Origin of the sequence: Faecalibacterium sp. Marseille-P9590 (genome assembly GCF_017377665.1) — a bacterium.
Classification (GTDB): domain Bacteria; phylum Bacillota; class Clostridia; order Oscillospirales; family Ruminococcaceae; genus Faecalibacterium.
In genome coordinates this window covers 81,111-101,240 of record NZ_JAFREF010000003.1, presented here as the reverse complement: position 1 = coordinate 101,240, position 20,130 = coordinate 81,111, and the positions used below count along the sequence as shown (strand labels likewise).

Genomic DNA, 20,130 nt, shown 5'->3' with positions numbered 1-20,130 from the left:
AAATCACAGTTCGGCGAAACCCCCGCCTCCGGTACTCCCGGAGGCGGGGGTTTCTTGTTTGTCCTTTTTGGGGCGGGAAGAAAAGAAAAACGGGCAGTTCGGATGTGAAAGATGACGGAACAGTTGTGTTTGGGGACGATTTGAGCTAAGATTCTTAGCCGCCAGACATAGCAATTCAACTTTTTAATGCAACAGCAACAGCGTTGAATTGCATATCGCAAATATGCTGTTATCCTATTGCGTTATTTTCTTGACTTGCGCCAGACATGAAAAAAACTCCCCTCTGGGCGGGAGGGGAGCGAAAAAATCAATATCAATCGTCGTCGCTGTCGAGCTTGAGCACGGCGGTGAACGCCTCGCTGGGCAGGGAGACGCTGCCGAGCTGGCGCATCTTCTTTTTGCCCTCTTTCTGCTTTTCCAGCAGTTTTTTCTTGCGGGAGATGTCGCCGCCGTAGCACTTGGCCAGCACATCCTTGCGCATGGCCTTGACCGTCTCGCGGGCGATGATCTTGCCGCCGATGGCCGCCTGAACGGGGATCTCGAAGAGGTTGCGCGGGATGTTGTCCCGCAGCTTCTCGCAGATGCGGCGGCCCTTGGCGTAGGCGTTGTCGCGGAAGACGATCATGGACAGAGCATCCACAGGGTCGCCGTTGAGCAGGAAGTCCAGCTTGACGAGGTCGCTCTCGCGGTACTCCTTGAACTCGTAGTCGTAGCTGGCGTAGCCGCGGCTCCGGCTCTTGATGGCGTCGAAGAAGTCGTAGACGATCTCACCCAGCGGCAGGGCGTAGTGCAGGTCCACACGCACATCATCCATATATTTCATATCGATGAGGACACCGCGCTTGTTCTGGCACAGGTCCATCAGGCTGCCGACGTATTCGTTGGGGGTGTAGAGGTGGACGTCCACGAAGGGCTCCTCCTGCTTGACGATGTTGGAGGGGTCGGGGTAGCTGGACGGGTTGTCTATCATCTCCACGGTGCCGTCGGTCAGGGTCAGACGATAGCGGACGCTGGGTGTGGTGGTGATGAGGTCGAGGTCGAACTCGCGTTCCAGACGCTCGGTGATGATCTCCATGTGGAGCAGGCCGAGGAAGCCGCAGCGGAAGCCGAAGCCCAGCGCGGCACTGGTTTCCAGCTCAAAGGTCAGGGAGGCGTCGTTGAGCTGCAGCTTTTCCAGCGCGTCCTTCAAATCGGGGTACTTTGCGCCGTCGGCGGGGTAGATGCCGCAGAAGACCATGGGCTTGACCTGACGGTAGCCGGGCAGAGCCTCGGGGGTGGGGTTATTCGCCAGCGTGACGGTGTCGCCGACGCGGGTGTCCTGCACGGTCTTGATGCTGGCGGTCAGATAGCCGACCTCACCAGCCTGCAGCTGGTCGCAGGGGGTCAGGCTGGTAGCGCCCATGTGGCCCACTTCCACCAGCGTGAACTGTGCGCCGGTGGCCATCAGGCGGATGGTGTCGCCGGGCTTGACCGTACCTTCAAAGACGCGGATATAGACGATGACGCCCTTGTAGCTGTCGTAGATGCTGTCGAAGATGAGGGCCTTGAGGGGGGCGTCCGGGTCGCCGGAAGGGGCGGGGATGTCGCTGACCACACGCTCCAGCACCTGATCGATGTTCAGGCCAGTCTTGGCCGAGACGCGGGGCGCGTCGAGGCAGGGCAGGCCGATGACGTCCTCCACTTCCTGTGCTACTTCGTCCGGGTGGGCAGAGGGCAGGTCGATCTTGTTCAGGATAGGCACCAGCTCGAGGTCGTGTTCCAGCGCCATATAGGTATTGGCGAGGGTCTGGGCCTCCACGCCCTGGGTGGCGTCCACCACGAGGATAGCGCCCTCGCAGGCGGCGAGGCTGCGGCTGACTTCGTAAGCGAAGTCCACGTGGCCCGGGGTGTCGATGAGGTTGAACTCGTACACCTTGCCATCCTTGGCGGTGTAGTTCATGGTGACGGCGCGGGCCTTGATGGTGATGCCGCGTTCCCGCTCGATGTCCATGTTGTCGAGGATCTGGTCCTCCATCGTCCGCTCGTCCACGCTCTTGGTCAGCTCGAGGATGCGGTCGGAGAGGGTGGATTTGCCGTGGTCGATGTGCGCGATGATGCAGAAGTTGCGGATGTTATCTCTTGCCATGTAGTTCCTCCGAAATTTATAGGATCCAGTCCTCGACGGCTTTGATGCCGCCGTTTTCCAGGTAAACGCGGGGTACCCGGCGGGAAACGCCGCAGAGCACCTCGTAAGAAATAGTATCGGTCTTGTGGGCGATGGTCTCGGCGCTGTCGCTCACTTCGCCGCCCCACAGGATGGCTTCGTCCCCTTCCTGCACGTCGGGCAGAGCCGAGACATCCACCATGATCTGGTCCATGCAGACCCGGCCCAGAACCGGGCAGGGCATACCCTTTATCTCCACGATGCCCTTGCCGCAGCTCAAAAGGCGGGGGTAGCCGTCGGCGTAACCGGCACAGAGGGTGGCGACCTTGGTGGGCTTTTCCGCGGTGAAGCGGCGTCCGTAACTGGCTGACTGGCCGGGCTGCATCTCCTTGACCATGCTGACGATGGTCTTGAGCTTCATCACCGGGAGGAAGATGCCGAAGCGGACTTCATCGCTGGGGTCGAAGCCGTAGAGGATGATGCCGGGGCGTGCCATGCAGTGGGTGCGGGGCAGTCCGGCGGGCCAGTCGGGGTGGAGCATCACCCCGGCGGAGTTGTCGCAGTGGACGACGGCAGGCTCGAAACCGGCCTCGGCAAGGCCCTGATAGGCCCGGACGAAGAGCTCGTGCTGCTGGCTGGTATAAGCCACGCTGTCAGCGCTGTCGTCGTCGGCCACAGCGAAGTGCTGGAACAGGCCGGTCACGTCCAGACCCGGCAGGCGGCAGGCATCCAGCATCTCGGCCAGCGCTGCGTCAAAGTCGGTGCGGAGCGCAAAACCGATGCGGCCCATGCCGGTGTCGGCCTTGAGGTGGACTTTGACCTTCCCGCCGACGGCACAGGCGGCCTCGCTGAGGGCCTTGGCCTGGGGCAGGGAGTAGCAGGCTGCGGTGATGTCCTCCTGGATGAGGACGGGCGCACAGCTCGGCTCCACATGGCCCAGAATGAGGATGGGCAGCGTCAGCCCGGATTTGCGCAGCTGACGGGCTTCCGCCAGACAGCTCACAGCCAGCCATGCGGCCCCCTCTTCAGCAAAGACCTTGGCGCACTCTACGGCACCGTGGCCGTAGCTGTCGGCTTTGACGACAGCGCACAGAGGCATCTCCCCGGCCCGGGCCTTCACGGCGCGGAAATTGTGGCGCAGGGCGTCAAGGTCTATCTCGGCCCAGACGTGTTTTTCAAATGCGGGCATCCGCATGGGCTGTGTCCTCCTTTTTTGATGTACGGGCCGGGTGCAAAGGACGCCAGCCGTCGATGCCGCTCTCCTGCAGAGCGTGAAGGGTCTTCTGCCGGAAAGCACGGTCGGTGCGGCACCGCTCCCGGACAAAGTTTTTTGTGTCCTCCCGGGTGGTAACGCCGTCGGCAGGGCAGCGGCTCTTGACGATGGGAAAGCCTTCTTCCTTCACTGCACAGCGCACCTCCTGCTCTGTGGCGAGCAGGAGAGGCCGGATGAGGGTCAGCCCCCGGTCGGACAGCTCTGTCACCGGCGAGAAGCAGCCGATGCGGCCCTCCCGCCAGAGGTTCATATAAAACGTCTCGATGGCGTCGTCCAGATGATGCCCCAGCGCCACCTTGTTGCAGTCCAGCTCTTCGGCAGCGGCGTGGAGCGCGCCCCGGCGCATCTTGGCGCAGAGGGAGCAGGGATTCTTCTCGTTCCGGTAGTCGAAGACGATGGGGCCGATAAGGGTGCGGCGCACCTCATAGGAAACATCATACTGCCGGAACAGCGCTTCCAGCGCGGAGTAATCCACCGGCTTGCCGCCAAACTGGGGGTCGAGGGTGACGGCCACGACTTCGAACGGAAAGCCGAGGTACTGCCGCAGCCGCGCGAGACCGATGGTCAGCGCTATGCTGTCCTTGCCGCCCGAAACGCCCACCAGAACGCGGTCGCCGGGGGCCAGCATCTCGTACTGCTGGACGGCTTTGCGCATCAGGCCGCAGAGCCGCTGCATCGCTTTCGTGTCGCTCATGACAGGCTCACGCTCTCCACGAGGTTGACAATGTCGCTGATGGAGGCCAGCTTGGTCAGGCCGGAGACATAGATGACGTCGCCGTTGTCGTACTCGATGGTGGCCAGCACGGCGTAGTAAGCCTGAATATCACAGCGCACGGCAGTGACGGCGGCACCGTCGATGCTCAGATTGACTTTTCGGGGGCTGATGACGCCGTAAGCCTGCTTGAGCTCTTTTTCCGACTGGCCGATGAAGTCCTCATAGGTGTCTTTCGTGCCTTTCTGGAAGAGCACGACCTGATAGTTGGCGTCGTCGCTGCTCTGGGCAGAGGCCAGTTCCAGCGCACGGCCAAGGGTGGCGTCCTCGGTCATCTCGCACACCGGCCAGACGGCGGACTCGTAGTAGACGGAGATGCCGTTCTCGGCGGTGTAGTGGGTGTCAGGCGAAGCGGGGGTGCGGCGGTTGACCACAAGGGTCAGTACAAAATAGGCCAGTGCGCCCAGCAGGACGATGATACCCATGGCCAGCAGCAGGCGGGAAGAGCGCTGCTGCGCGGTGTCGCGCTGGTGGATGTCTTTCGGCATGAAGGAATGTCCTCCTTATAAATGTAAGGCTCAGCCCCGGGGGTGGGGCTGCATCTTTATTAGTATAACATACTCGGGACTGAAATTGTAGCGCTCTGCCGCAAAAACAGAAACGAAAATGCGATTTAAGAAAATACGAGATTTCAAGAGAAAACAAGAGAAAACGAGAGATTCAAAAAACTGAGCCGAAAAAATCGAAAAATGATGTTGACAGGGGCGTTCTTGTGATGTATACTGACACTCGCGCCCCAAAAGGTGCATTGAACCGTTGAAACACTTATCAGGAGGAAATAGATATGAGCACTACTCTCGTCAAGCCCGCTGAAGTCGAGCGCAAGTGGTATCTGCTCGACGCTGCCGGCAAGAGCCTGGGCCACGTCGCTGCTGAGGCTGCTGTTCTGCTGCGCGGCAAGCAGAAGGTCGATTATACCCCCAATGTTGACTGCGGCGATTTCGTCGTCGTCATCAACTGCGACAAGGCTGTTCTGACCGGCAAGAAGGCCGAGCAGAAGTTCCACATCACCCACAGCAAGTTCATCGGCGGCCTGAAGAAGGTCCAGTACAGCAAGCTGATGGCTGAGAACAGCGACCTGGCTATGACCTACGCTGTCAAGGGCATGATCCCTTCCAACACCATCGGTGCTAAGGCTCTGACCCGCCTGCACTGCTACCAGGGTGCCGAGCACGCTCACGCAGCTCAGAAGCCCGAGAAGATCGAGTTCTAAGAAGGAGGCAATCGAACATGTACGAAACCAAACCTTATTTCTACGGCACTGGTCGTCGTAAGGATTCCGTTGCCCGCGTGCGCGTCTACCAGGGCACTGGCAAGGTCACCATCAACGACCGTGACATCGACAACTACTTCGGTCTGGAGACCCTGAAGCTGATCGTCCGCTCTCCGCTGGTCCTGCTGGGCCTCGAGGGCAAGTATGACGTCGTCGTCCGCGTTTCCGGCGGCGGTGTTTCCGGCCAGGCTGGCGCTATCCGCCACGGCTTGAGCCGCGCTCTGCTGCAGCAGAGCGATGAGAACCGCGCTGCTCTGAAGAAGGCAGGCTTCCTGACCCGCGATCCTCGTATGAAGGAGCGCAAGAAGTACGGTCTGAAGGCTGCACGTCGTGCTCCCCAGTTCAGCAAGCGCTGATTTTACCGTATTACGGCTTTTACGGCTCTGCTTCGGCAGAGCCGTTTTTGTTTAACAGAAGTTTCCCAGCGAACTGGGGAGCACGACTGCGCATATCCGGCGGTTGCCCCGGAGGGGCGAGCCGGATGCGCATTTCGAATAATTGCTCAAGCATCGCGTGGGCGGCGGAGCTGCCCCAGCGATGCTCCCCAGTTCAGCAAGTGCAACAGCGACGACCGCCGCCAGCGGCGGAAACAGGGAGGAGCTGTTGGGGCCGCGGCCAGCAGGATATGAAGCCCGCCCAAGGGCTGAAATAGACGCTGGGAGCCGCAACCCGGGGAAGTTGGCCGTACGATGCCGCTTCGGCAGAGCCGTTTTTGTTTAACAGAAGTTTCCCAGCGAACTGGGGAGCATGACTGCGCATATCCGGCGGTTGAGATTCCCTCATCTCCCTCTTGACAAAAACTGCAAAAGAGACTATTATACTAAGCAGACAGACAATGGAGCCTGGGGTGTGTTTACCCTAGGCTTTTTTCTTTGGAATGTCTTGGAAAACGCATCGCTGCGGGCCGATAGAGGGGGTCCGCAGCGGAAAATTAGGCTGCGGGCTGCGGCAGAATGGTGTCTGCCGGGCCGCAAAGAGGAAAAGGAGAAGGTATCATGAACGAGAATGTTGACGGTATGATGATTCGTCTGGTCGGCCTTGCACTGGCTGTCCTGTTGATGGCTGGCATGACCATCTACACGGGCCTTTTCAAAAAGACATCCGGCATGGATGCCCGCGCCACTGTTATCAGTGTGCAGGACGGCCATGTGGCCGCAGAGGACGTTCAGTGGAACGCCTGAGATAAACTTTTCTTCAAACACAACACAGCGCCCCGGGGCCGACCGCTCCGGGGCGCTGTGTTCGCTTATGCGTTTATCGCTTCTGCTGCTTCAGGCGGGTCATGAAGTCGTCAGCCTCGATGGCCTCAGGGGTGAAGCTGTTGTTGTTCCACCAGCTGGCGAGGGCGGCGGCAACGGTCAGGCCGCTGGAAATGAGCTGTTCCAGCTGGGCGCTCTCGATGGGCAGCATGGGCTTGCCCACGGCGCTGAGCACCTGATTGGTCAGGGCCAGCGCCAGCGCGGCGGTGCGGGCCAGAGTGGATGCGGAAATTTTGTGATGGGTCATAGTCAGTACCTCTCTTTCTGTTTCAGGATATGTGTTTGGTGTGGTTCAGGTCTCCTGCAGCACAACGGTACCCGAGAAGATGAGGGTGGTGTTATCACCATAGTAGGCGCTGCCGTGTGCGATGTCGATGCAGTCGTTTGCGGCGACCCAGGAGGAATCGACAGAGGGCGGATAGAAGTTGTTGGCGGCGGCGAAATAGAGCTGGTATTCGACGCCCTTTTCCAGCACGATGCTGCCCATGTCCAGCACTACATCGTTGTAGCCGCGGACAAGGTCGATGGACTTGTCTGCCAGGGCGGTCGTGGTGCCGTACTTGCGCAGGACGGTGCGCATTTTGCCCGGCATATAGCCCTTGACGCGGAATTCCAGCGAGCGGAGCAGCAGGCCCGCTTTCTTAGCAGTCAATGGCATGAAGAACTCGCTCTTGGCGGGATAAGTGTCCCACGCGGGGATGTCGCCGCTGTCGGTGTGGGCCGTCTCGATGCGGTAGACGGCGGGAGTCACTGTGACGGTGCAGCTGTCGCTCTTGCTGTCGGAGGTGGCAGTGACGACGGCAGAACCCTTCTTGAGGGCAGTGACGCGGCCCGCATCCACCGAGACGATGTCCGTCGGCGAAACGCTCCACAATACCGTCTGGTCGGTGGCGTCCGGGGGCGCGATGGAGGCGCTGAGGTCGGAAGTGCTGCCCCGGCTCAGTTCCAGCGTGTGCTGGCTCAGAGTCACCTTCTCCACCGGGATGATGTCCGGGTCGGGCAGGGGAGTGGGCGGCGTGGTGTCCCACAGTTTTTTGAGGGCCTCAAGGGCATTTTTGGCGCTGCTGTCGGTGTAGCTGACAGAGCCCAGCAGCTTGAGCAGAAGCTCTTTTTCTTTGCTGCCCAGCCCGCTGAGGCTGTCGGTGCTGATGGTGTCGACGGTCAGTGCGCCGGTGGAGGCATCGACCTTCACCACCCGCACCAGCTGGCCGACTTTCGGTGAGACAGGGCGGGGCAAGGCCCAGACGTCCAGTGCGTTCAGCCGGACGGCACCGCTCTTGCCGTTGACGCTCAGCACAGCGCCCTCCGTGGGGGCATAGGAGGCGGCACGGTCGGCAGCGGCTTCGGCCTGCTCGGCATAGCCTGCAGCCAGGGTGGCGCTGGCGGCGGTCTGCTGGGCAGAAGAAGCGGCCTCGCTGGCGCTCTGTTTGGCGTTTGCCTCGCCGGAGGCGGCACGTTTGGCGGCCTCTGCGGCGGCATTGGCGCTGTCCACCACCCGGGCGATGAACTGTTCGTAGATCGAGGGCGTCAGCTCCTCACCGCCGCCCTCGGTGGGGAGGATGCCGTGGACGTCGTACTGGCCGGGCCGGGTGTAGGCGGTGTAGCCACTGCCGTTGGCAGCGGCCAGCATCCACTCGCCGCTGGCCCAGCCGGTAAAGTTCCGGCCCACGCCGACGCAGCCAGCTTCGTCCAGCGCCAGCGGCTCGGCCAGCGTGCCGTCCGCGTGCCGGATGTGGAGGGTGACGACACACCCGTTCCACTGCTCCGGCAGGCTGAATTCCAGCTGGTCCACACCCTCGGCTTTCTGTGCGCCCAGATGCAGCCGGTGGGGCTGGGCGAGGAATTCTGTGCCGCCGAAGTCCCGGGCTGTGATGTTGATCTGCATGGTAAAAGCTCCTTTCATTTGGTTTTGCGTTTGCATCTGGCCCGATTGTAGCGCAGAACGGCAGTGGGCGGAAGTACATACTTTTTTATTGAGAATTTGGCGGGTTAGGCATTTTGCCAAACGGCCTTTTTCGGAGAGAAATAGCCCCCTGCTTTTCTCTTGAAAACAGTCAGAAAACAGTCCGTGATTTGTGTCGAAAATAAGCCGGTTATGGCCGGTTTGACGTCGCAAAGCGGGCTGGAGATACTGCAAAAAACACCCCGGAAATGTTAATTCAAATGTTAAAAATATATGAACAAGTATGACTTTATTTTTGCGAAAAAATCGGAGAGAAATCATTGAATTTCATGAAATCGAGAGAAAACTATGTACAGAATGCACAAAAAACTATGTGAAGGAATTGACGAACGCCTGACCTTCGATTTGACAAAACGGCCTCAGTCTGCTAAAATAACGTCCGCTCAACACACGTTGCAGCGCATAAAATTCATCACGGTGAAGTGAAAAGCCGCTTTTGCAGCGCCCGCTGTGCGGGGCATTTACGCACAGTCTGGCGGGCCTTGAGATACAGGCCCGCTGTCCATTCCAAAATCTGAAAAGAGAGGAGTTGTCTCGTATCGCTTCCGTCAAATTTAAGAAAGCATTGCCCGGCTGCACCCGTGCAGCCTCATCCCGTGTGCTGGCGTTCTGCGTCATGGCTGCGTGTCTCGTGTTCACGCTGGCTGTGACCGCCGCGAATCTGCGGCTGACCTACGTCACAGACTCCCACGGTGCGCGGCAGGTGGTCCTCACTTCCGAGAGCGACCCTGCCCGCGTTATGAGCCTTTCCGGCATCAAGGCCGAGGAGGGAGACGAAGTCTACTACACTGCCTTTGCCGGTAGTCTGGCATCCCTGAACATCGAGCGCGCCTTCAGCGTCACCATTGAGGCTGAAGGCCAGGAGTACCCCGTCAAGATGGTGGTGGGTACCGTCGCCGATGCTCTGGAACGTGCCGGCATCACTCTGGAGGGGGACGACTATACCGAACCCGCCCTCAGCGCGATGGTCACGGCTGGCAGCAAGATCGAAGTCCACCGCGTCGAGTATCAGGACAAGGTGGAGACGCAGGCAGTCCCCTACGACACGGAGTACGTCTATACCAGCCTCTACTTCCGCAACACCAACCGTGCTACCACCCTGCAGCATGGCTCTGAGGGCCAGCAGACCGTCACCACCCGGGAGCGCTGGGTGGACGGCGAGCTGGAAAACAGCGTCGTTACCGATGTGACCACCACCGTGGAGCCTACCGACCATGTGGTCAAGACCTATGGCGCCGGTGCGCCCGTCTCGCCCCTGACCGGCCCGGACGGCACCACCAACGCCCCCGCCAGCTACAGCAAGGTTCTTACCGGCAAGGCCACCGGCTATTATTCCAAGTCGGGCAAGGGTTCTTCCGGTCTGGGTCTGGGTTACGGCACCGTGGCCGTTGACCCCGATGTCATCCCCTACGGCACCCTGCTGTATATCACCTCCACCGACGGCAGCTTCGTCTATGGCTACGCGGTAGCCACCGACACCGGTATCGCCGTGCAGGATGGCCGCATCCTCGTGGATCTGTTCTATGAGACTTATGCGGAGTCTGTCATCAACGGCGCTATCAACGTCAACGTCTACGTCGTGGGCTGATGCGCCTTTGAAAAACTGAAGTTAAAATAGTGGAAAAACATCCGCTCTGATTTTTTGCCAAATGTGCAAAATTCGGGGCGGATGTTTCTTTTTTGTCTTTATTCTGTCAAGTCTGCCGATATTTCTTGTCTAAAATTAGGGATATTGTATATATAAGAAAAATATCGACGAAAAGATTATGGTATATTCTACAAGAAAACTCTTGAAAAATCCGACGAAATTCTTTAATATAAGAGAGTAAAAGGCACAGGACTGCCCATGCGGCCTGTGCGGGGAGGAGCTGTTTATGAAACCGACTGAGGAAAAGACCCGCAGCAATCCATCGGATCTTCCGGTGTATTTGTTCAAGCAGGGCAATAACTGTGAAGCGTACCGCTATTTTGGCGCACACATCGAGCAGCGGGCCGGGGAGACAGGCGTGGTGTTCCGCGTCTGGGCACCGCACGCGACGGCCATCAGCGTAGTAGGCGATTTCAATAGCTGGAAACCGGGCAGCCACCCGATGCGCAAGGTGGACAATGACTCTGTGTGGGAGCTGTTCATCCCGGGCATGAAAGAATACGACGTTTACAAATATTGCGTGACTACCCGGGCGGGCGACCTTGTCTACAAGGCTGACCCCTATGCGTTCCACGCAGAGACCCGCCCCTCGAACGGCAGCAAGGTCTACGATCTGAACGGCTTTGTCTGGCACGACGAGGCGTGGCAGAACGCCCAGAAGAAGGCCGATGTCATCAACGGACCCATGAACATCTACGAGATGCACGCCGGCAGCTGGAAGCAGAAAGAGGGCGGCCTGCCCTACAATTACTCCGAGCTGGCCGACGAGCTCATCCCGTATATCACCGAGATGGGCTACACCCACGTGGAGCTGCTGCCCGTCATGGAGTACCCCTTCGATGGCAGCTGGGGCTATCAGGTGACGGGCTATTTCGCCCCCACCAGCCGCTACGGCACCCCGAAGGATCTGATGGCTTTCGTGGACAAGATGCATGAGGCGGGCATCGGCGTCATCATGGACTGGGTGCCGGCCCACTTCCCGAAAGACCAGTTCGGCCTGTACAACTTCGATGGCGAAGCCTGCTATGAAGACCCGAACCCCAAGCGCGGCGAGCACAAAGAGTGGGGTACCATGGTGTTCGACTTTGGCCGCAGCGAGGTGCAGAGCTTCCTCATCTCCAGCGCGCTCTACTGGCTGGAGCAGTACCACATCGACGGCCTGCGTGTGGACGCTGTGGCTTCCATGCTCTATCTGGACTACAACCGTAAGCAGGGCGAGTGGGAGCCCAACAAGAACGGCGGCAAGGAGAACCTTGAGGCCGTGGCATTCCTGCGCAAGCTCAACGATACGATTCTGGGCCGTCACCCCCACAAGTACATGATCGCAGAGGAGTCCACCGCGTGGCCAATGGTCACGAAGCCCGCTTCCGACGGCGGCCTGGGCTTCAATTTCAAGTGGAACATGGGCTGGATGAACGACATGCTCAGCTACATGAAGACTGACCCGCTCTTCCGTTCGGGCAACCACAACAAGGTCACGTTCAGCTTCTTCTACGCCTTCAGCGAGAACTTCGTGCTGCCCATCAGCCACGACGAAGTCGTCCACGGCAAGGGCAGCCTCATCAACAAGATGCCCGGTGACTATGAGGCCAAGTTTGCAAACCTGCGCACCTTCTTTGGCTACATGATGGCTCACCCCGGCAAGAAGCTGCTGTTCATGGGTCAGGAGTTCGGCCAGTTCACCGAGTGGAACGAGACCAAGTCTCTGGACTGGATGCTGCTGGGCTACGACAAGCACACCGAGCTGCAGACCTACGTCAAGACCCTGAACAAGTTCTACAAGGACCATCCCGCCTTCTGGCAGATCGACTACAGCTGGGAGGGCTTCCAGTGGATCGTTCCCGACGACTCCCGTCAGAGCGTCGTGGCCTTCCTGCGCAAGGATGCAAACGGCAAGCAGATCCTCGTGGTCTGCAACTTCAACCCTGTCCTGCGCGAGGGCTACGCCCTGGGCGCACCGAACTCCGGCACCTACAAGGAGATCCTGAACAGCGACGACGAGGCGTTCGGCGGTGCTGGCACTGTCCACAACAAGGCTGTCCGCTCCAAGAAGAAGCCGCTCCACGGCTTCGAGCAGAGCATCACCATCACGCTGCCTCCCATGAGTGTGCTTTATTTCGAGGTGCCTGCAAAGCGCACCCGCAAGACCGCCGAGGAGAAGGCAGCGGAAAAGGCTGCACCCAAGAAGGCTTCCAAGACCGCAAAGGCTGAGGAAAAGGCACCTGCAAAGCGTGGCCGCAAACCCAAGGCAGAAGCTGCACCTGCGGAGGAAAAAGCCCCTGCAAAGCGCGGCCGCAAACCGAAGGCAGAAGCTGCACCTGCGGAAGAAAAGGCTCCTGCAAAACGGGGCCGTAAGCCCAAGGCAGAAAAGGCAGCGGAGCCGACTGAAAAGCCCGCCCGCAAGCCCCGCGCCAAGAAGGCGGACAAGGCCGAAAAATAAGGCCGGGCCGAACCAACATTGTTGAACCATTTCCACCAAATATCAGGAAATGTTAAAGGGGAGAATAAAGCTATGGCAAAAGAAATCGTGGCAATGATCCTTGCCGGCGGACGTGGCTCGCGTTTGTACGCGCTGACACAGAAAACGGCAAAACCGGCGGTGTCCTTTGGCGGCAAATACCGTATCGTGGACTTCCCGCTGTCCAACTGCGTCAACTCCAACATCGATACCGTTGGCATCGCAACGCAGTATCAGCCCCAGAAGCTGAACGAGTACATCGGCAACGGCCAGCCCTGGGACCTGGACCGTCTGTACGGCGGCGTCCATACCCTGCCTCCTTATGAGCAGGCAAAGGGTACCGACTGGTACAAAGGCACTGCAAACGCCATCTACCAGAACATCAGCTTCATCGACAGCTATGACCCGGAGTACGTCATCATCCTGTCCGGCGACCAGATCTGCAAGCAGGATTACGCCGACTTCCTCCGCTTCCACAAGGAGAAGGGCGCAGAGTTCTCTGTGGCCGTCATGGAAGTTGACTGGAAGGAAGCTTCCCGTTTCGGCCTGATGGTCGCAGACGAGGACGACAGGATCACCGAGTTCCAGGAGAAGCCCCCTGTGCCGAAGTCCAATCTGGCTTCCATGGGCATCTACATCTTCAACTGGGATATCCTCAAGAAGTATCTGGAAGAGGACGAGGCAGACCCCAACTCCAAGAACGACTTCGGTATGAACATCATCCCCGCGCTGCTGCGCGACGGCCGCAAGATGTATGCTTACCACTTCAACGGCTACTGGCGTGACGTGGGTACCATCGACAGCCTGTGGGAAGCCAACATGGAGGTCCTGGACCCCGAGAACTCCGGCATCGACATCTTCGACGAGAAGTGGAAGATCTACAGCCGCAACCCCGTGCTGCCCGCCCAGAAGATCGGCCCCCGCGCTGTCGTGCAGGATTCGCTGGTCACTGAGGGCTGCCAGATCTACGGTTGCGTCAAGCACTCTGTGCTGAGCGCAGGCGTCGTCGTGGAAGAGGGCGCAACGGTCGAGGATGCCGTCCTGATGGATGGCGTCGTGGTCAAGGCAGGCGCAGTGGTCAAGCGCTGCATCCTCGCTGAGAACGTCGTGGTGGGCGCAGGCGCCAAGATCGGCGGCGACGGCCCCATCGCACATGTCGGCACCGGTCTGACCATCGGCGCAGGCGCTACCGTCAAAGAGGGCGCCAAAGTATTTGATTCCGTCAAGGAGGGCGAGGAAGTATGCTGAGCCAGAACAACAATGCGTTGGGCATCATTTTCCCCAACAGCTATGATAACACCGTGCCTGAGCTGGTGACCGAGCGCGCAATGGCCTCGATCCCCTTCGCAGGCCGTTACCGCATGGTGGACTTTGTCCTGTCCAGCATGGCCAACTGCGGCATCTCCAACGTGTCTGTCGTGGTGCGCAAGAACTACCACTCCCTGATGGACCATCTGGGTACCGGCCGCGAGTGGGATATGGCACGCCGTCACGGCGGCCTGAACATCGTCCCTCCCTTCGCTGAGAAGGGCGTGCGCATCTACTCCGGCCGCGTCGAGGCTCTGGGCTCCATCCTGAGCTTCCTCGAGGTGCAGAAAGAGCGCTATGTGGTCATGAGCGATGCCAACATCGCCATCAACTACGACTTCAACGCTCTGCTGGCTGCTCATCAGGCCAGCGGTGCAGACGTCACCGTGGCTTACCAGAAGATCGAGATCCCCGAGGGCCGCAAGAACGACAACTACACCCTGACCGTCGATGCCGATGGCCGTGTGACGGAGCTGCTGTTCAACGATTACCGCCCCGGCAAGCAGAACCTCGATCTGGACATCTATGTCATGGAGCGCCAGACCCTCATCAAGCTGGTCAAGGACGCTACCGCCCGCGGCCTCATCTACTTCGAGCGCGACATCCTGGCTCACAACGTCAACATCCTGAACATCCATGCTCTGGAGTACACCGGCTATGTGGCTCATGTCTGCGACATGAAGAGCTACTTCGACGAGAACCTGAAGCTCATTGATGAGAAGAATCTGAACGCCCTCTTCCCCAAGAAGAACCCCGTTTACACCAAGATCCGCGACGACAACCCCACCCGTTACGTCACCGGTTCCAGCGTCAGCAACTCTCTGCTGGCTGACGGCTGCGTCATCGAAGGCACCGTGGAGAACTGCGTGCTGTTCCGCGGCGTCAAGGTCAAGAAAGGTGCCGTCGTCAAGAACTGCGTCCTGATGCAGGACACCGTGGTGGAGCCTGGCGCTGAGCTGGACTGCGTCGTGACGGACAAGAACGTCCGCATCACCGCAGACAAGAAGCTGAGCGGCACCAAGAGCTTCCCTGTTTACGTTCAGAAGAACCACATCGTCTGAACCGTTTGAGAATCTCCCATAGGGGCGGCTCCCTCCCCGGTAGCCCCTCTTAAAGAGGGGCGGGGGTACTGTGTGTACCCCCGCCCGCTCTTTTTGCCGCAGCGGGAGGAGATATGAATCCGTTTTATCAGGAAGGAGCGAATCTTATGAAGATCCTGTATGCTGCTTCGGAAGCAACCCCCTTTGCAAAATCCGGCGGTCTGGCCGATGTGGCCGGCTCCCTGCCCAAAGCACTGGTCAAGGACGGCGTGGATGCCCGCGTCATCATGCCGCTGTATGGCGACCTGAAGTTCCGCGATAAGCTGGAATACGTTACCAACTACTCGGTCCCTGTGGGCTGGCGCAGCCAGTACTGCGGCCTGTTCAAAGCTGAGGTTGATGGCGTGACCTACTATTTCCTCGACAACGAGTATTACTTCAAGCGCCGCGGCCTCTACGGTTTCTACGACGACGGCGAGCGCTTCGCCTTCTTCTCCCGCGCAGTGCTGGAGACCCTGTTCTACATCGACTTTACCCCCGACATCATCAACTGCAACGACTGGCAGACCGCTCTGGTGCCGGTGTACCTGAACCTGTACTATCGTCATCTGGACAAGTTCAACCGCATCAAGACCATCTTCACCATCCACAACATCGCCTATCAGGGCAAGTACGGCACTGATATTCTGGAAGACACCTGCGGCATCGGCCGCCGCGACCAGCATATCGTGGAGTACGATGGCTGCGCCAACTTCATGAAGGGTGCCATCGAGACGGCAGACAAGATCACCACCGTCAGCCCCACCTATGCACAGGAGATCCTCGACCCGTGGTTCAGCTACGGTCTGGACGCTCTGCTGCGCGAGAAGCAGTACAAGCTCTGCGGCATCCTGAACGGTATCGACATGGAGGCCAACAACCCTGCCACCGATCCCCACATCGCCTTCAACTACGATGTCAACAACTTCGAAGAGGGCAAGGCAAAGTGCAAGGAGGCTCTGCAGGATAGGTTCGGCCTCAACAAGGACGGCAGCCCCGTCTTTGCAATGGTCAGCCGCATGGTCGGCATGAAGGGCTTCGATCTCGTGCAGAGCGTGGCCGATGGCCTCGTGGACCGCGGCATCGAGCTGGTTATCCTGGGCAGCGGCGAGAGCCAGTACGAGAACTTCTTCTCCGACCTGTGCGGCCGTCATCCGGGCCGTGTAGGCACCTACATCGGCTTCGAGCCTACCCTGTCGCAGGAGATCTATGCCGGCGCAGATGCCTTCATCATGCCGTCCAAGAGCGAGCCCTGCGGTCTGGCTCAGATGGTCGCCTGCCGTTACGGCACGCCTCCCATCATCCGCGAGACCGGTGGTCTGCGCGACTCCATCCACGACTGCACCCTCGGCGAGGGCAATGGCTTCACCTTCGCGGGCTACAGCGCCCACGAGCTGTACGATGCCTGCTGCCGCGCACAGGACCGCTACTACAGCAAGGAAGACTGGAACAACCTTATCAGGTACGACATGGAGTGCGACTTCAGCTGGGATGTCTCTGCCAAGAGCTATGAGGGCCTCTACAATGAGACTGCAAACCTCTGGTAAGAGATAGACTAAAGCACGATTTACGCCCCGGCGGGTACTGTTTTAGGACAGCGCCCGCCGGGGCTTTTTGTGCCTTTCAGCAAAATCGTCCCAAAAGGAAACGCTTTTTTCTTTCTCAAACGGGGCAGAATGATAAATGACACGGAGAAGATGAGCGGCTGAACCGAAAAACTTTTGGTTAGAAATGACGAACTTCTCTGCGTTTATAGAATTTTGCTAAAAAGCAGTGGAAAATTGATTGAATTTTACAGCCGTTTTGAGTATAATGGAGAGTAAAGAGCCTTTGTTCAAAGTTTAACGTGCAGATCGGGCAAAAAAGACAGAGCGGCCCGGAGCGCACGCAGAGGGAGGGGAGCCGGACCGTGAAGGGCTGGTACAAGGCACTGGAAGACCTGGTCTGGCTGACCCAGCTGGGGCTGAATATGCTGCTGCCGCTGGTGATGTGTCTGGGCGGCTGCTGGTGGGCCGTCAGCCATTGGGGCTGGCCCATGTGGGTGTATCTGCCCGCTGTGCTGCTGGGGCTTGCCGCCGGGGCGCAGAACTTCTGGGTCTTCGTCAAAGAGCGGCTCGACCGCTCCAAAAAGGACAAGCCCCGCCGGACAGGCTTTAACTCGCATTTATGAGATAAGGGAGAGCTACATCTATGAAATTACAGCCGGAATCCAAAAAGGAGCTGCTCCGCATCGCGGGCGGCACGGCATTCTGCACCGCGATCATGTGGGTGCTTTTCGCGGCGCTGCATCTGGTGGGCTGGGTGAAGTTCGACTATACGGTCGTCCTCGGCAGCCTCGTGGGCGCAGCCGTCGCCATCGGCAACTTTGCGGGCATCTGCTTCGTGGTCCAAAAAATCATCGACGAGCCGGATGAGAAGCGCCGCAAGGCAACATTACAGCTTTCCTACAACAGCCGGATGCTGCTGCAGGCGCTGTGGGTGGTGGTGGCCGTCGCGGCCCCCTGCTTCCAGCCCTTTGCCAGTGTGCTGCCGCTGTTTTTCCCCCGTGTCACCATTTATTACCTGCAAATAACGGGCAAGTACAAACCGCTCACGCCGAAGGCAGAGCCGGTGGACGTCTCGGTGGAGGACGACCCCGAACCTGCCGACGCGCAGCAGTCCGCACCCGATGAAAAAGGGGGTGAAACGTAACAAATGGAACTGAACGGCGCAAAGATCCTGTATACCATCCATACCAATATCCCTGTGCTGGGCGACTTCAAGATCACCCAGACTCTTGTGAGCACATGGATCGTCATGGCGCTGCTCTCGGCTCTGGCCTTCTGGCTGGGGCGTGACCTCAAACTGGAAAACGTCTCCAAACGGCAGGCCGCCGCCGAGTTCATCGTGGAACGGCTGGACCAGTTCGTCCACGACAACATGGGCTGGCACTTCGATCAGTTCATCCCGCTGGTGGGTGCGATCTTCGCACTCAGCATCGGCTGCAACCTGATCAGTGTGGTGGGCCTGTGGAGCCCCACGGCAGACCTGAACACCGAGGCGGCCTGGGCCATCGTGGTGTTCATCATCATCATGTACTACAAGATAAAGACCAACGGCATCCTCGCCTATCTGAAGGGCCTGCTGGACCCCATCTTCCTGATGGCGCCCATCAATGTGCTGTCGGAGGTATCCACCCCTGTCAGCATGGCCTTCCGTCACTTCGGCAACATCCTGTCCGGTACCGTTATCTCCACCCTGCTGTACTGGGCGCTGGCGAGCCTGAGCCACGTCATTTTTGGCTGGCTGCCCGGATTCCTGAGCCAGCTTCAGCTGTTCCAGATCGGCATCCCGGCCTTCACGGGCCTGTATTTCGACTGGTTCGGCGGCTGCATTCAGGCGTTCATCTTCTGTACCCTGACCACCATCTTCATCAAACGTGCTGCCGGTGAGGAGTAAGCATCCCACCCCGGCATCCCCCAAAAACAAACATTTTCAGGAGGACACAAACTATGACTGACTTTCAATTCCTTGCTCGTGGTATCGCTCTGGCTGGCTGCGGCATCGGCGCAGGCTGCGCACTGATCGCAGGTATCGGCCCTGGTATCGGCGAAGGCAACGCTGCCGCTGCTGCCTGTGAGGCTGTCGGTCGTCAGCCCGAGTGCAAGAGCGACGTGACCAGCACCCTCATCCTCGGCGTCGCACTGTCTGAGACCACCGGTATCTACGGCTTCGTCACCGGTCTGCTGCTCATCTTCCTCGCACCCGGTATGTTCATGAACTACCTGCAGTAAGCGCTCCTTTCAGAGCTTGATTTCAAGAGAAAGGGGAGACGCTTATGCAACTTTATCAGGCATTGATCACGCTGGATGGCTGGACGTTTCTGGCCCAGATCTGCAACCTGATGATCCAGCTGGTGATCTTCAAAAAGCTGCTGCTGAACCCGGTCAAAAAAGTCATCGCCGAGCGCAAGGCCAAGGCGGACAGCCAGATCGCGGACGCCGAAAAGCTGCGCACCGAGGCCGAGGCCATGAAGGCGGAGTACGAGCAGAACCTGCAGAATGCCCGCACCGAGGCCAACCAGATCGTGGCCGCCGCCCAGAAGACGGCTGCTGCCCGCAGCGAAGAGCTGCTGGGCGAGGCCCGCGCACAGGCCGCTGCCCTCAAGCAGAAGGCCGAGGCCGACATTGCGCAGGAGCGCAAGAAGGCTGTCAACGAGGTCAAGGACGAGATCGGCGGTATGGCGATGGAGATCGCCTCCAAGGTGGTCGAGCGCGAGATTAAAGAGGCTGACCATCAGGACCTGATCGACGAATTTATCAAAAACGTGGGTGAAGCATCATGACCGAGACTGCAAGGATGTACGGCGGAAGCCTGTACGACCTGGCCGCGGAGGAAGGGCTGGACGAGCGCATTCTGGGTGAACTGGATGGCGTGACGGCTCTGCTGAACGGGGACGCCGAGTATCTGCATCTGCTCAGCATCCCCAGCATCCCCAAGAAAGAGCGCTGTGCGCTGTTGGACGAAGCCTTCCGCGGGCAGGTCCACCTCTATGTGCTCAACTTTATGAAGCTGCTGTGCGAAAAAGGCGCTCTGCGGGAGCTGCCGGGCTGCGCCCGGGCTTACCGTCTGCGCTACAATGAGGCTCACGGCATTCTGGAAGCGACTGCTGTTTCCGCTGTTCCTCTCACGGCAGAGCAGACCAGGCGCCTGCACGAAAAGCTGGAAAAAGTCACCGGCAGGCACATCGACCTCAAAACGAAGGTCGAGCCTGCTGTGCTGGGCGGCATCCGGCTGGACATCGAAGGCACCGAGCTGGACGGCACCGTCCGCAGCCGCCTCGCCGGCCTGCGCAGCAGCATCGCAGCAGCAACACTGTAACGAATACGAAGCCCTCGGGTAAACGCGAAGCCCGGCTGCTCTCGGAGCCGCAAGGCGAGAAGGCAAAGCTGGACCGAAGTGCCTGAGAGGGCTA

General features: G+C 59.2%; 20 protein-coding genes. 14 read left to right on the top strand and 6 right to left on the bottom strand.

What is annotated here, in order from left to right; translation table 11 throughout:
- Positions 1–313: 313 nt before the first annotated feature.
- The 4 genes from lepA to J3349_RS05435 are packed head-to-tail and all read right to left on the bottom strand — an operon-like array spanning position 314 to position 4,676.
- Positions 314–2,125, bottom strand: coding sequence for a translation elongation factor 4 (gene lepA / locus J3349_RS05450; protein ID WP_207676693.1), 1,812 nt, complete (start codon positions 2,123–2,125; stop codon positions 314–316).
- A 16-nt stretch (positions 2,126–2,141) separates the two neighbouring features.
- Positions 2,142–3,338 (bottom strand): alanine racemase, encoded by a 1,197-nt coding sequence (gene alr, locus J3349_RS05445; protein ID WP_207676692.1) that lies wholly within the window; start codon positions 3,336–3,338, stop codon positions 2,142–2,144.
- The gene (locus tag J3349_RS05440) at positions 3,319–4,110 is read right to left on the bottom strand and encodes a tRNA 2-thiocytidine biosynthesis TtcA family protein (protein ID WP_207676691.1); all 792 of its coding nucleotides are present in this window, start codon (positions 4,108–4,110) and stop codon (positions 3,319–3,321) included. Before J3349_RS05440 ends, alr begins: the two co-directional genes overlap by 20 nt.
- Positions 4,107–4,676 (bottom strand): hypothetical protein, encoded by a 570-nt coding sequence (locus tag J3349_RS05435; protein WP_158395225.1) that lies wholly within the window; start codon positions 4,674–4,676, stop codon positions 4,107–4,109. Before J3349_RS05435 ends, J3349_RS05440 begins: the two co-directional genes overlap by 4 nt.
- 296 nt (positions 4,677–4,972) lie before the next feature.
- On the opposite strand from J3349_RS05435, the gene rplM reads away from it, so the two are divergent.
- The 3 genes from rplM (at position 4,973) to J3349_RS05420 (ending at position 6,642) form a co-directional block, all read left to right on the top strand.
- Positions 4,973–5,401 carry a 50S ribosomal protein L13 gene (rplM, locus tag J3349_RS05430; protein ID WP_015564292.1) on the top strand — a complete coding sequence of 143 codons (429 nt, stop codon included), beginning with the start codon at positions 4,973–4,975 and terminating at the stop codon, positions 5,399–5,401.
- Between the two features lie 17 nt (positions 5,402–5,418).
- A complete protein-coding gene (gene rpsI / locus J3349_RS05425) occupies positions 5,419–5,817 on the top strand; it encodes a 30S ribosomal protein S9 (RefSeq protein WP_015564291.1) in 399 nt (132 codons plus the stop codon).
- A gap of 639 nt (positions 5,818–6,456) precedes the next feature.
- Complete coding sequence (locus J3349_RS05420) at positions 6,457–6,642, top strand: hypothetical protein (RefSeq protein ID WP_207676690.1); 186 nt, start codon at positions 6,457–6,459, stop codon at positions 6,640–6,642.
- Between the two features lie 73 nt (positions 6,643–6,715).
- Here J3349_RS05420 and J3349_RS05415 read toward each other — a convergent pair whose 3' ends face one another.
- Both J3349_RS05415 and J3349_RS05410 read right to left on the bottom strand, forming a co-directional pair.
- On the bottom strand, positions 6,716–6,967 hold the full coding sequence (locus J3349_RS05415) for a phage holin (RefSeq protein WP_015564607.1): 252 nt from the start codon (positions 6,965–6,967) through the stop codon (positions 6,716–6,718).
- Positions 6,968–7,012: 45 nt separating this feature from the next.
- The gene (locus J3349_RS05410; protein WP_207676689.1) at positions 7,013–8,605 is read right to left on the bottom strand and encodes an Ig-like domain-containing protein; all 1,593 of its coding nucleotides are present in this window, start codon (positions 8,603–8,605) and stop codon (positions 7,013–7,015) included.
- 607 nt (positions 8,606–9,212) lie between these two features.
- On the opposite strand from J3349_RS05410, the gene J3349_RS05405 reads away from it, so the two are divergent.
- From J3349_RS05405 to atpH, 11 genes are all read left to right on the top strand, one after another.
- Positions 9,213–10,271, top strand: coding sequence for a 3D domain-containing protein (locus J3349_RS05405; RefSeq protein ID WP_242699524.1), 1,059 nt, complete (start codon positions 9,213–9,215; stop codon positions 10,269–10,271).
- A gap of 286 nt (positions 10,272–10,557) precedes the next feature.
- Positions 10,558–12,771, top strand: a complete 2,214-nt coding sequence (gene glgB / locus J3349_RS05400; protein WP_207676688.1) for a 1,4-alpha-glucan branching protein GlgB — start codon at positions 10,558–10,560, stop codon at positions 12,769–12,771.
- A gap of 72 nt (positions 12,772–12,843) precedes the next feature.
- Positions 12,844–14,037, top strand: coding sequence for a glucose-1-phosphate adenylyltransferase (locus J3349_RS05395; protein ID WP_207676687.1), 1,194 nt, complete (start codon positions 12,844–12,846; stop codon positions 14,035–14,037).
- On the top strand, positions 14,031–15,158 hold the full coding sequence (gene glgD / locus J3349_RS05390; RefSeq protein ID WP_207676686.1) for a glucose-1-phosphate adenylyltransferase subunit GlgD: 1,128 nt from the start codon (positions 14,031–14,033) through the stop codon (positions 15,156–15,158). The genes J3349_RS05395 and glgD overlap by 7 nt, the downstream gene beginning before the upstream one ends.
- A gap of 146 nt (positions 15,159–15,304) precedes the next feature.
- The gene (locus J3349_RS05385; protein ID WP_207676685.1) at positions 15,305–16,723 is read left to right on the top strand and encodes a glycogen/starch synthase; all 1,419 of its coding nucleotides are present in this window, start codon (positions 15,305–15,307) and stop codon (positions 16,721–16,723) included.
- A gap of 362 nt (positions 16,724–17,085) precedes the next feature.
- Positions 17,086–17,346 carry an AtpZ/AtpI family protein gene (locus J3349_RS05380; protein WP_149795323.1) on the top strand — a complete coding sequence of 87 codons (261 nt, stop codon included), beginning with the start codon at positions 17,086–17,088 and terminating at the stop codon, positions 17,344–17,346.
- Between the two features lie 20 nt (positions 17,347–17,366).
- On the top strand, positions 17,367–17,867 hold the full coding sequence (locus tag J3349_RS05375) for an ATP synthase subunit I (RefSeq protein ID WP_149795324.1): 501 nt from the start codon (positions 17,367–17,369) through the stop codon (positions 17,865–17,867).
- Positions 17,868–17,870: 3 nt separating this feature from the next.
- Positions 17,871–18,614 (top strand): F0F1 ATP synthase subunit A, encoded by a 744-nt coding sequence (locus J3349_RS05370; RefSeq protein ID WP_149795325.1) that lies wholly within the window; start codon positions 17,871–17,873, stop codon positions 18,612–18,614.
- A gap of 53 nt (positions 18,615–18,667) precedes the next feature.
- Complete coding sequence (atpE, locus tag J3349_RS05365; protein WP_015564615.1) at positions 18,668–18,949, top strand: ATP synthase F0 subunit C; 282 nt, start codon at positions 18,668–18,670, stop codon at positions 18,947–18,949.
- A 44-nt stretch (positions 18,950–18,993) separates the two neighbouring features.
- Positions 18,994–19,500 (top strand): F0F1 ATP synthase subunit B, encoded by a 507-nt coding sequence (gene atpF / locus J3349_RS05360; protein WP_158400471.1) that lies wholly within the window; start codon positions 18,994–18,996, stop codon positions 19,498–19,500.
- Positions 19,497–20,036: an ATP synthase F1 subunit delta gene (atpH, locus tag J3349_RS05355; RefSeq protein ID WP_015564617.1), complete on the top strand. Its 540-nt coding sequence runs from the start codon at positions 19,497–19,499 to the stop codon at positions 20,034–20,036. Before atpF ends, atpH begins: the two co-directional genes overlap by 4 nt.
- Positions 20,037–20,130 lie beyond the last annotated feature (94 nt).

Bases quoted from the DNA above. Each gene is read 5' to 3' on its own strand.
- J3349_RS05395 (WP_207676687.1), top strand. From the start codon at position 12,844: ATGGCAAAAGAAATCGTGGCAATGATCCTTGCCGGCGGACGTGGCTCG.
- rpsI (WP_015564291.1), top strand. From the start codon at position 5,419: ATGTACGAAACCAAACCTTATTTCTACGGCACTGGTCGTCGTAAGGAT.
- atpH (WP_015564617.1), top strand. From the start codon at position 19,497: ATGACCGAGACTGCAAGGATGTACGGCGGAAGCCTGTACGACCTGGCC.
- atpF (WP_158400471.1), top strand. From the start codon at position 18,994: ATGCAACTTTATCAGGCATTGATCACGCTGGATGGCTGGACGTTTCTG.
- rplM (WP_015564292.1), top strand. From the start codon at position 4,973: ATGAGCACTACTCTCGTCAAGCCCGCTGAAGTCGAGCGCAAGTGGTAT.
- J3349_RS05435 (WP_158395225.1), bottom strand. From the start codon at position 4,676: ATGCCGAAAGACATCCACCAGCGCGACACCGCGCAGCAGCGCTCTTCC.
- atpE (WP_015564615.1), top strand. From the start codon at position 18,668: ATGACTGACTTTCAATTCCTTGCTCGTGGTATCGCTCTGGCTGGCTGC.
- glgB (WP_207676688.1), top strand. From the start codon at position 10,558: ATGAAACCGACTGAGGAAAAGACCCGCAGCAATCCATCGGATCTTCCG.
- lepA (WP_207676693.1), bottom strand. From the start codon at position 2,125: ATGGCAAGAGATAACATCCGCAACTTCTGCATCATCGCGCACATCGAC.
- J3349_RS05440 (WP_207676691.1), bottom strand. From the start codon at position 4,110: ATGAGCGACACGAAAGCGATGCAGCGGCTCTGCGGCCTGATGCGCAAA.
- J3349_RS05410 (WP_207676689.1), bottom strand. From the start codon at position 8,605: ATGCAGATCAACATCACAGCCCGGGACTTCGGCGGCACAGAATTCCTC.
- J3349_RS05375 (WP_149795324.1), top strand. From the start codon at position 17,367: ATGAAATTACAGCCGGAATCCAAAAAGGAGCTGCTCCGCATCGCGGGC.
- alr (WP_207676692.1), bottom strand. From the start codon at position 3,338: ATGCGGATGCCCGCATTTGAAAAACACGTCTGGGCCGAGATAGACCTT.
- glgD (WP_207676686.1), top strand. From the start codon at position 14,031: ATGCTGAGCCAGAACAACAATGCGTTGGGCATCATTTTCCCCAACAGC.
- J3349_RS05420 (WP_207676690.1), top strand. From the start codon at position 6,457: ATGAACGAGAATGTTGACGGTATGATGATTCGTCTGGTCGGCCTTGCA.
- J3349_RS05385 (WP_207676685.1), top strand. From the start codon at position 15,305: ATGAAGATCCTGTATGCTGCTTCGGAAGCAACCCCCTTTGCAAAATCC.
- J3349_RS05415 (WP_015564607.1), bottom strand. From the start codon at position 6,967: ATGACCCATCACAAAATTTCCGCATCCACTCTGGCCCGCACCGCCGCG.
- J3349_RS05370 (WP_149795325.1), top strand. From the start codon at position 17,871: ATGGAACTGAACGGCGCAAAGATCCTGTATACCATCCATACCAATATC.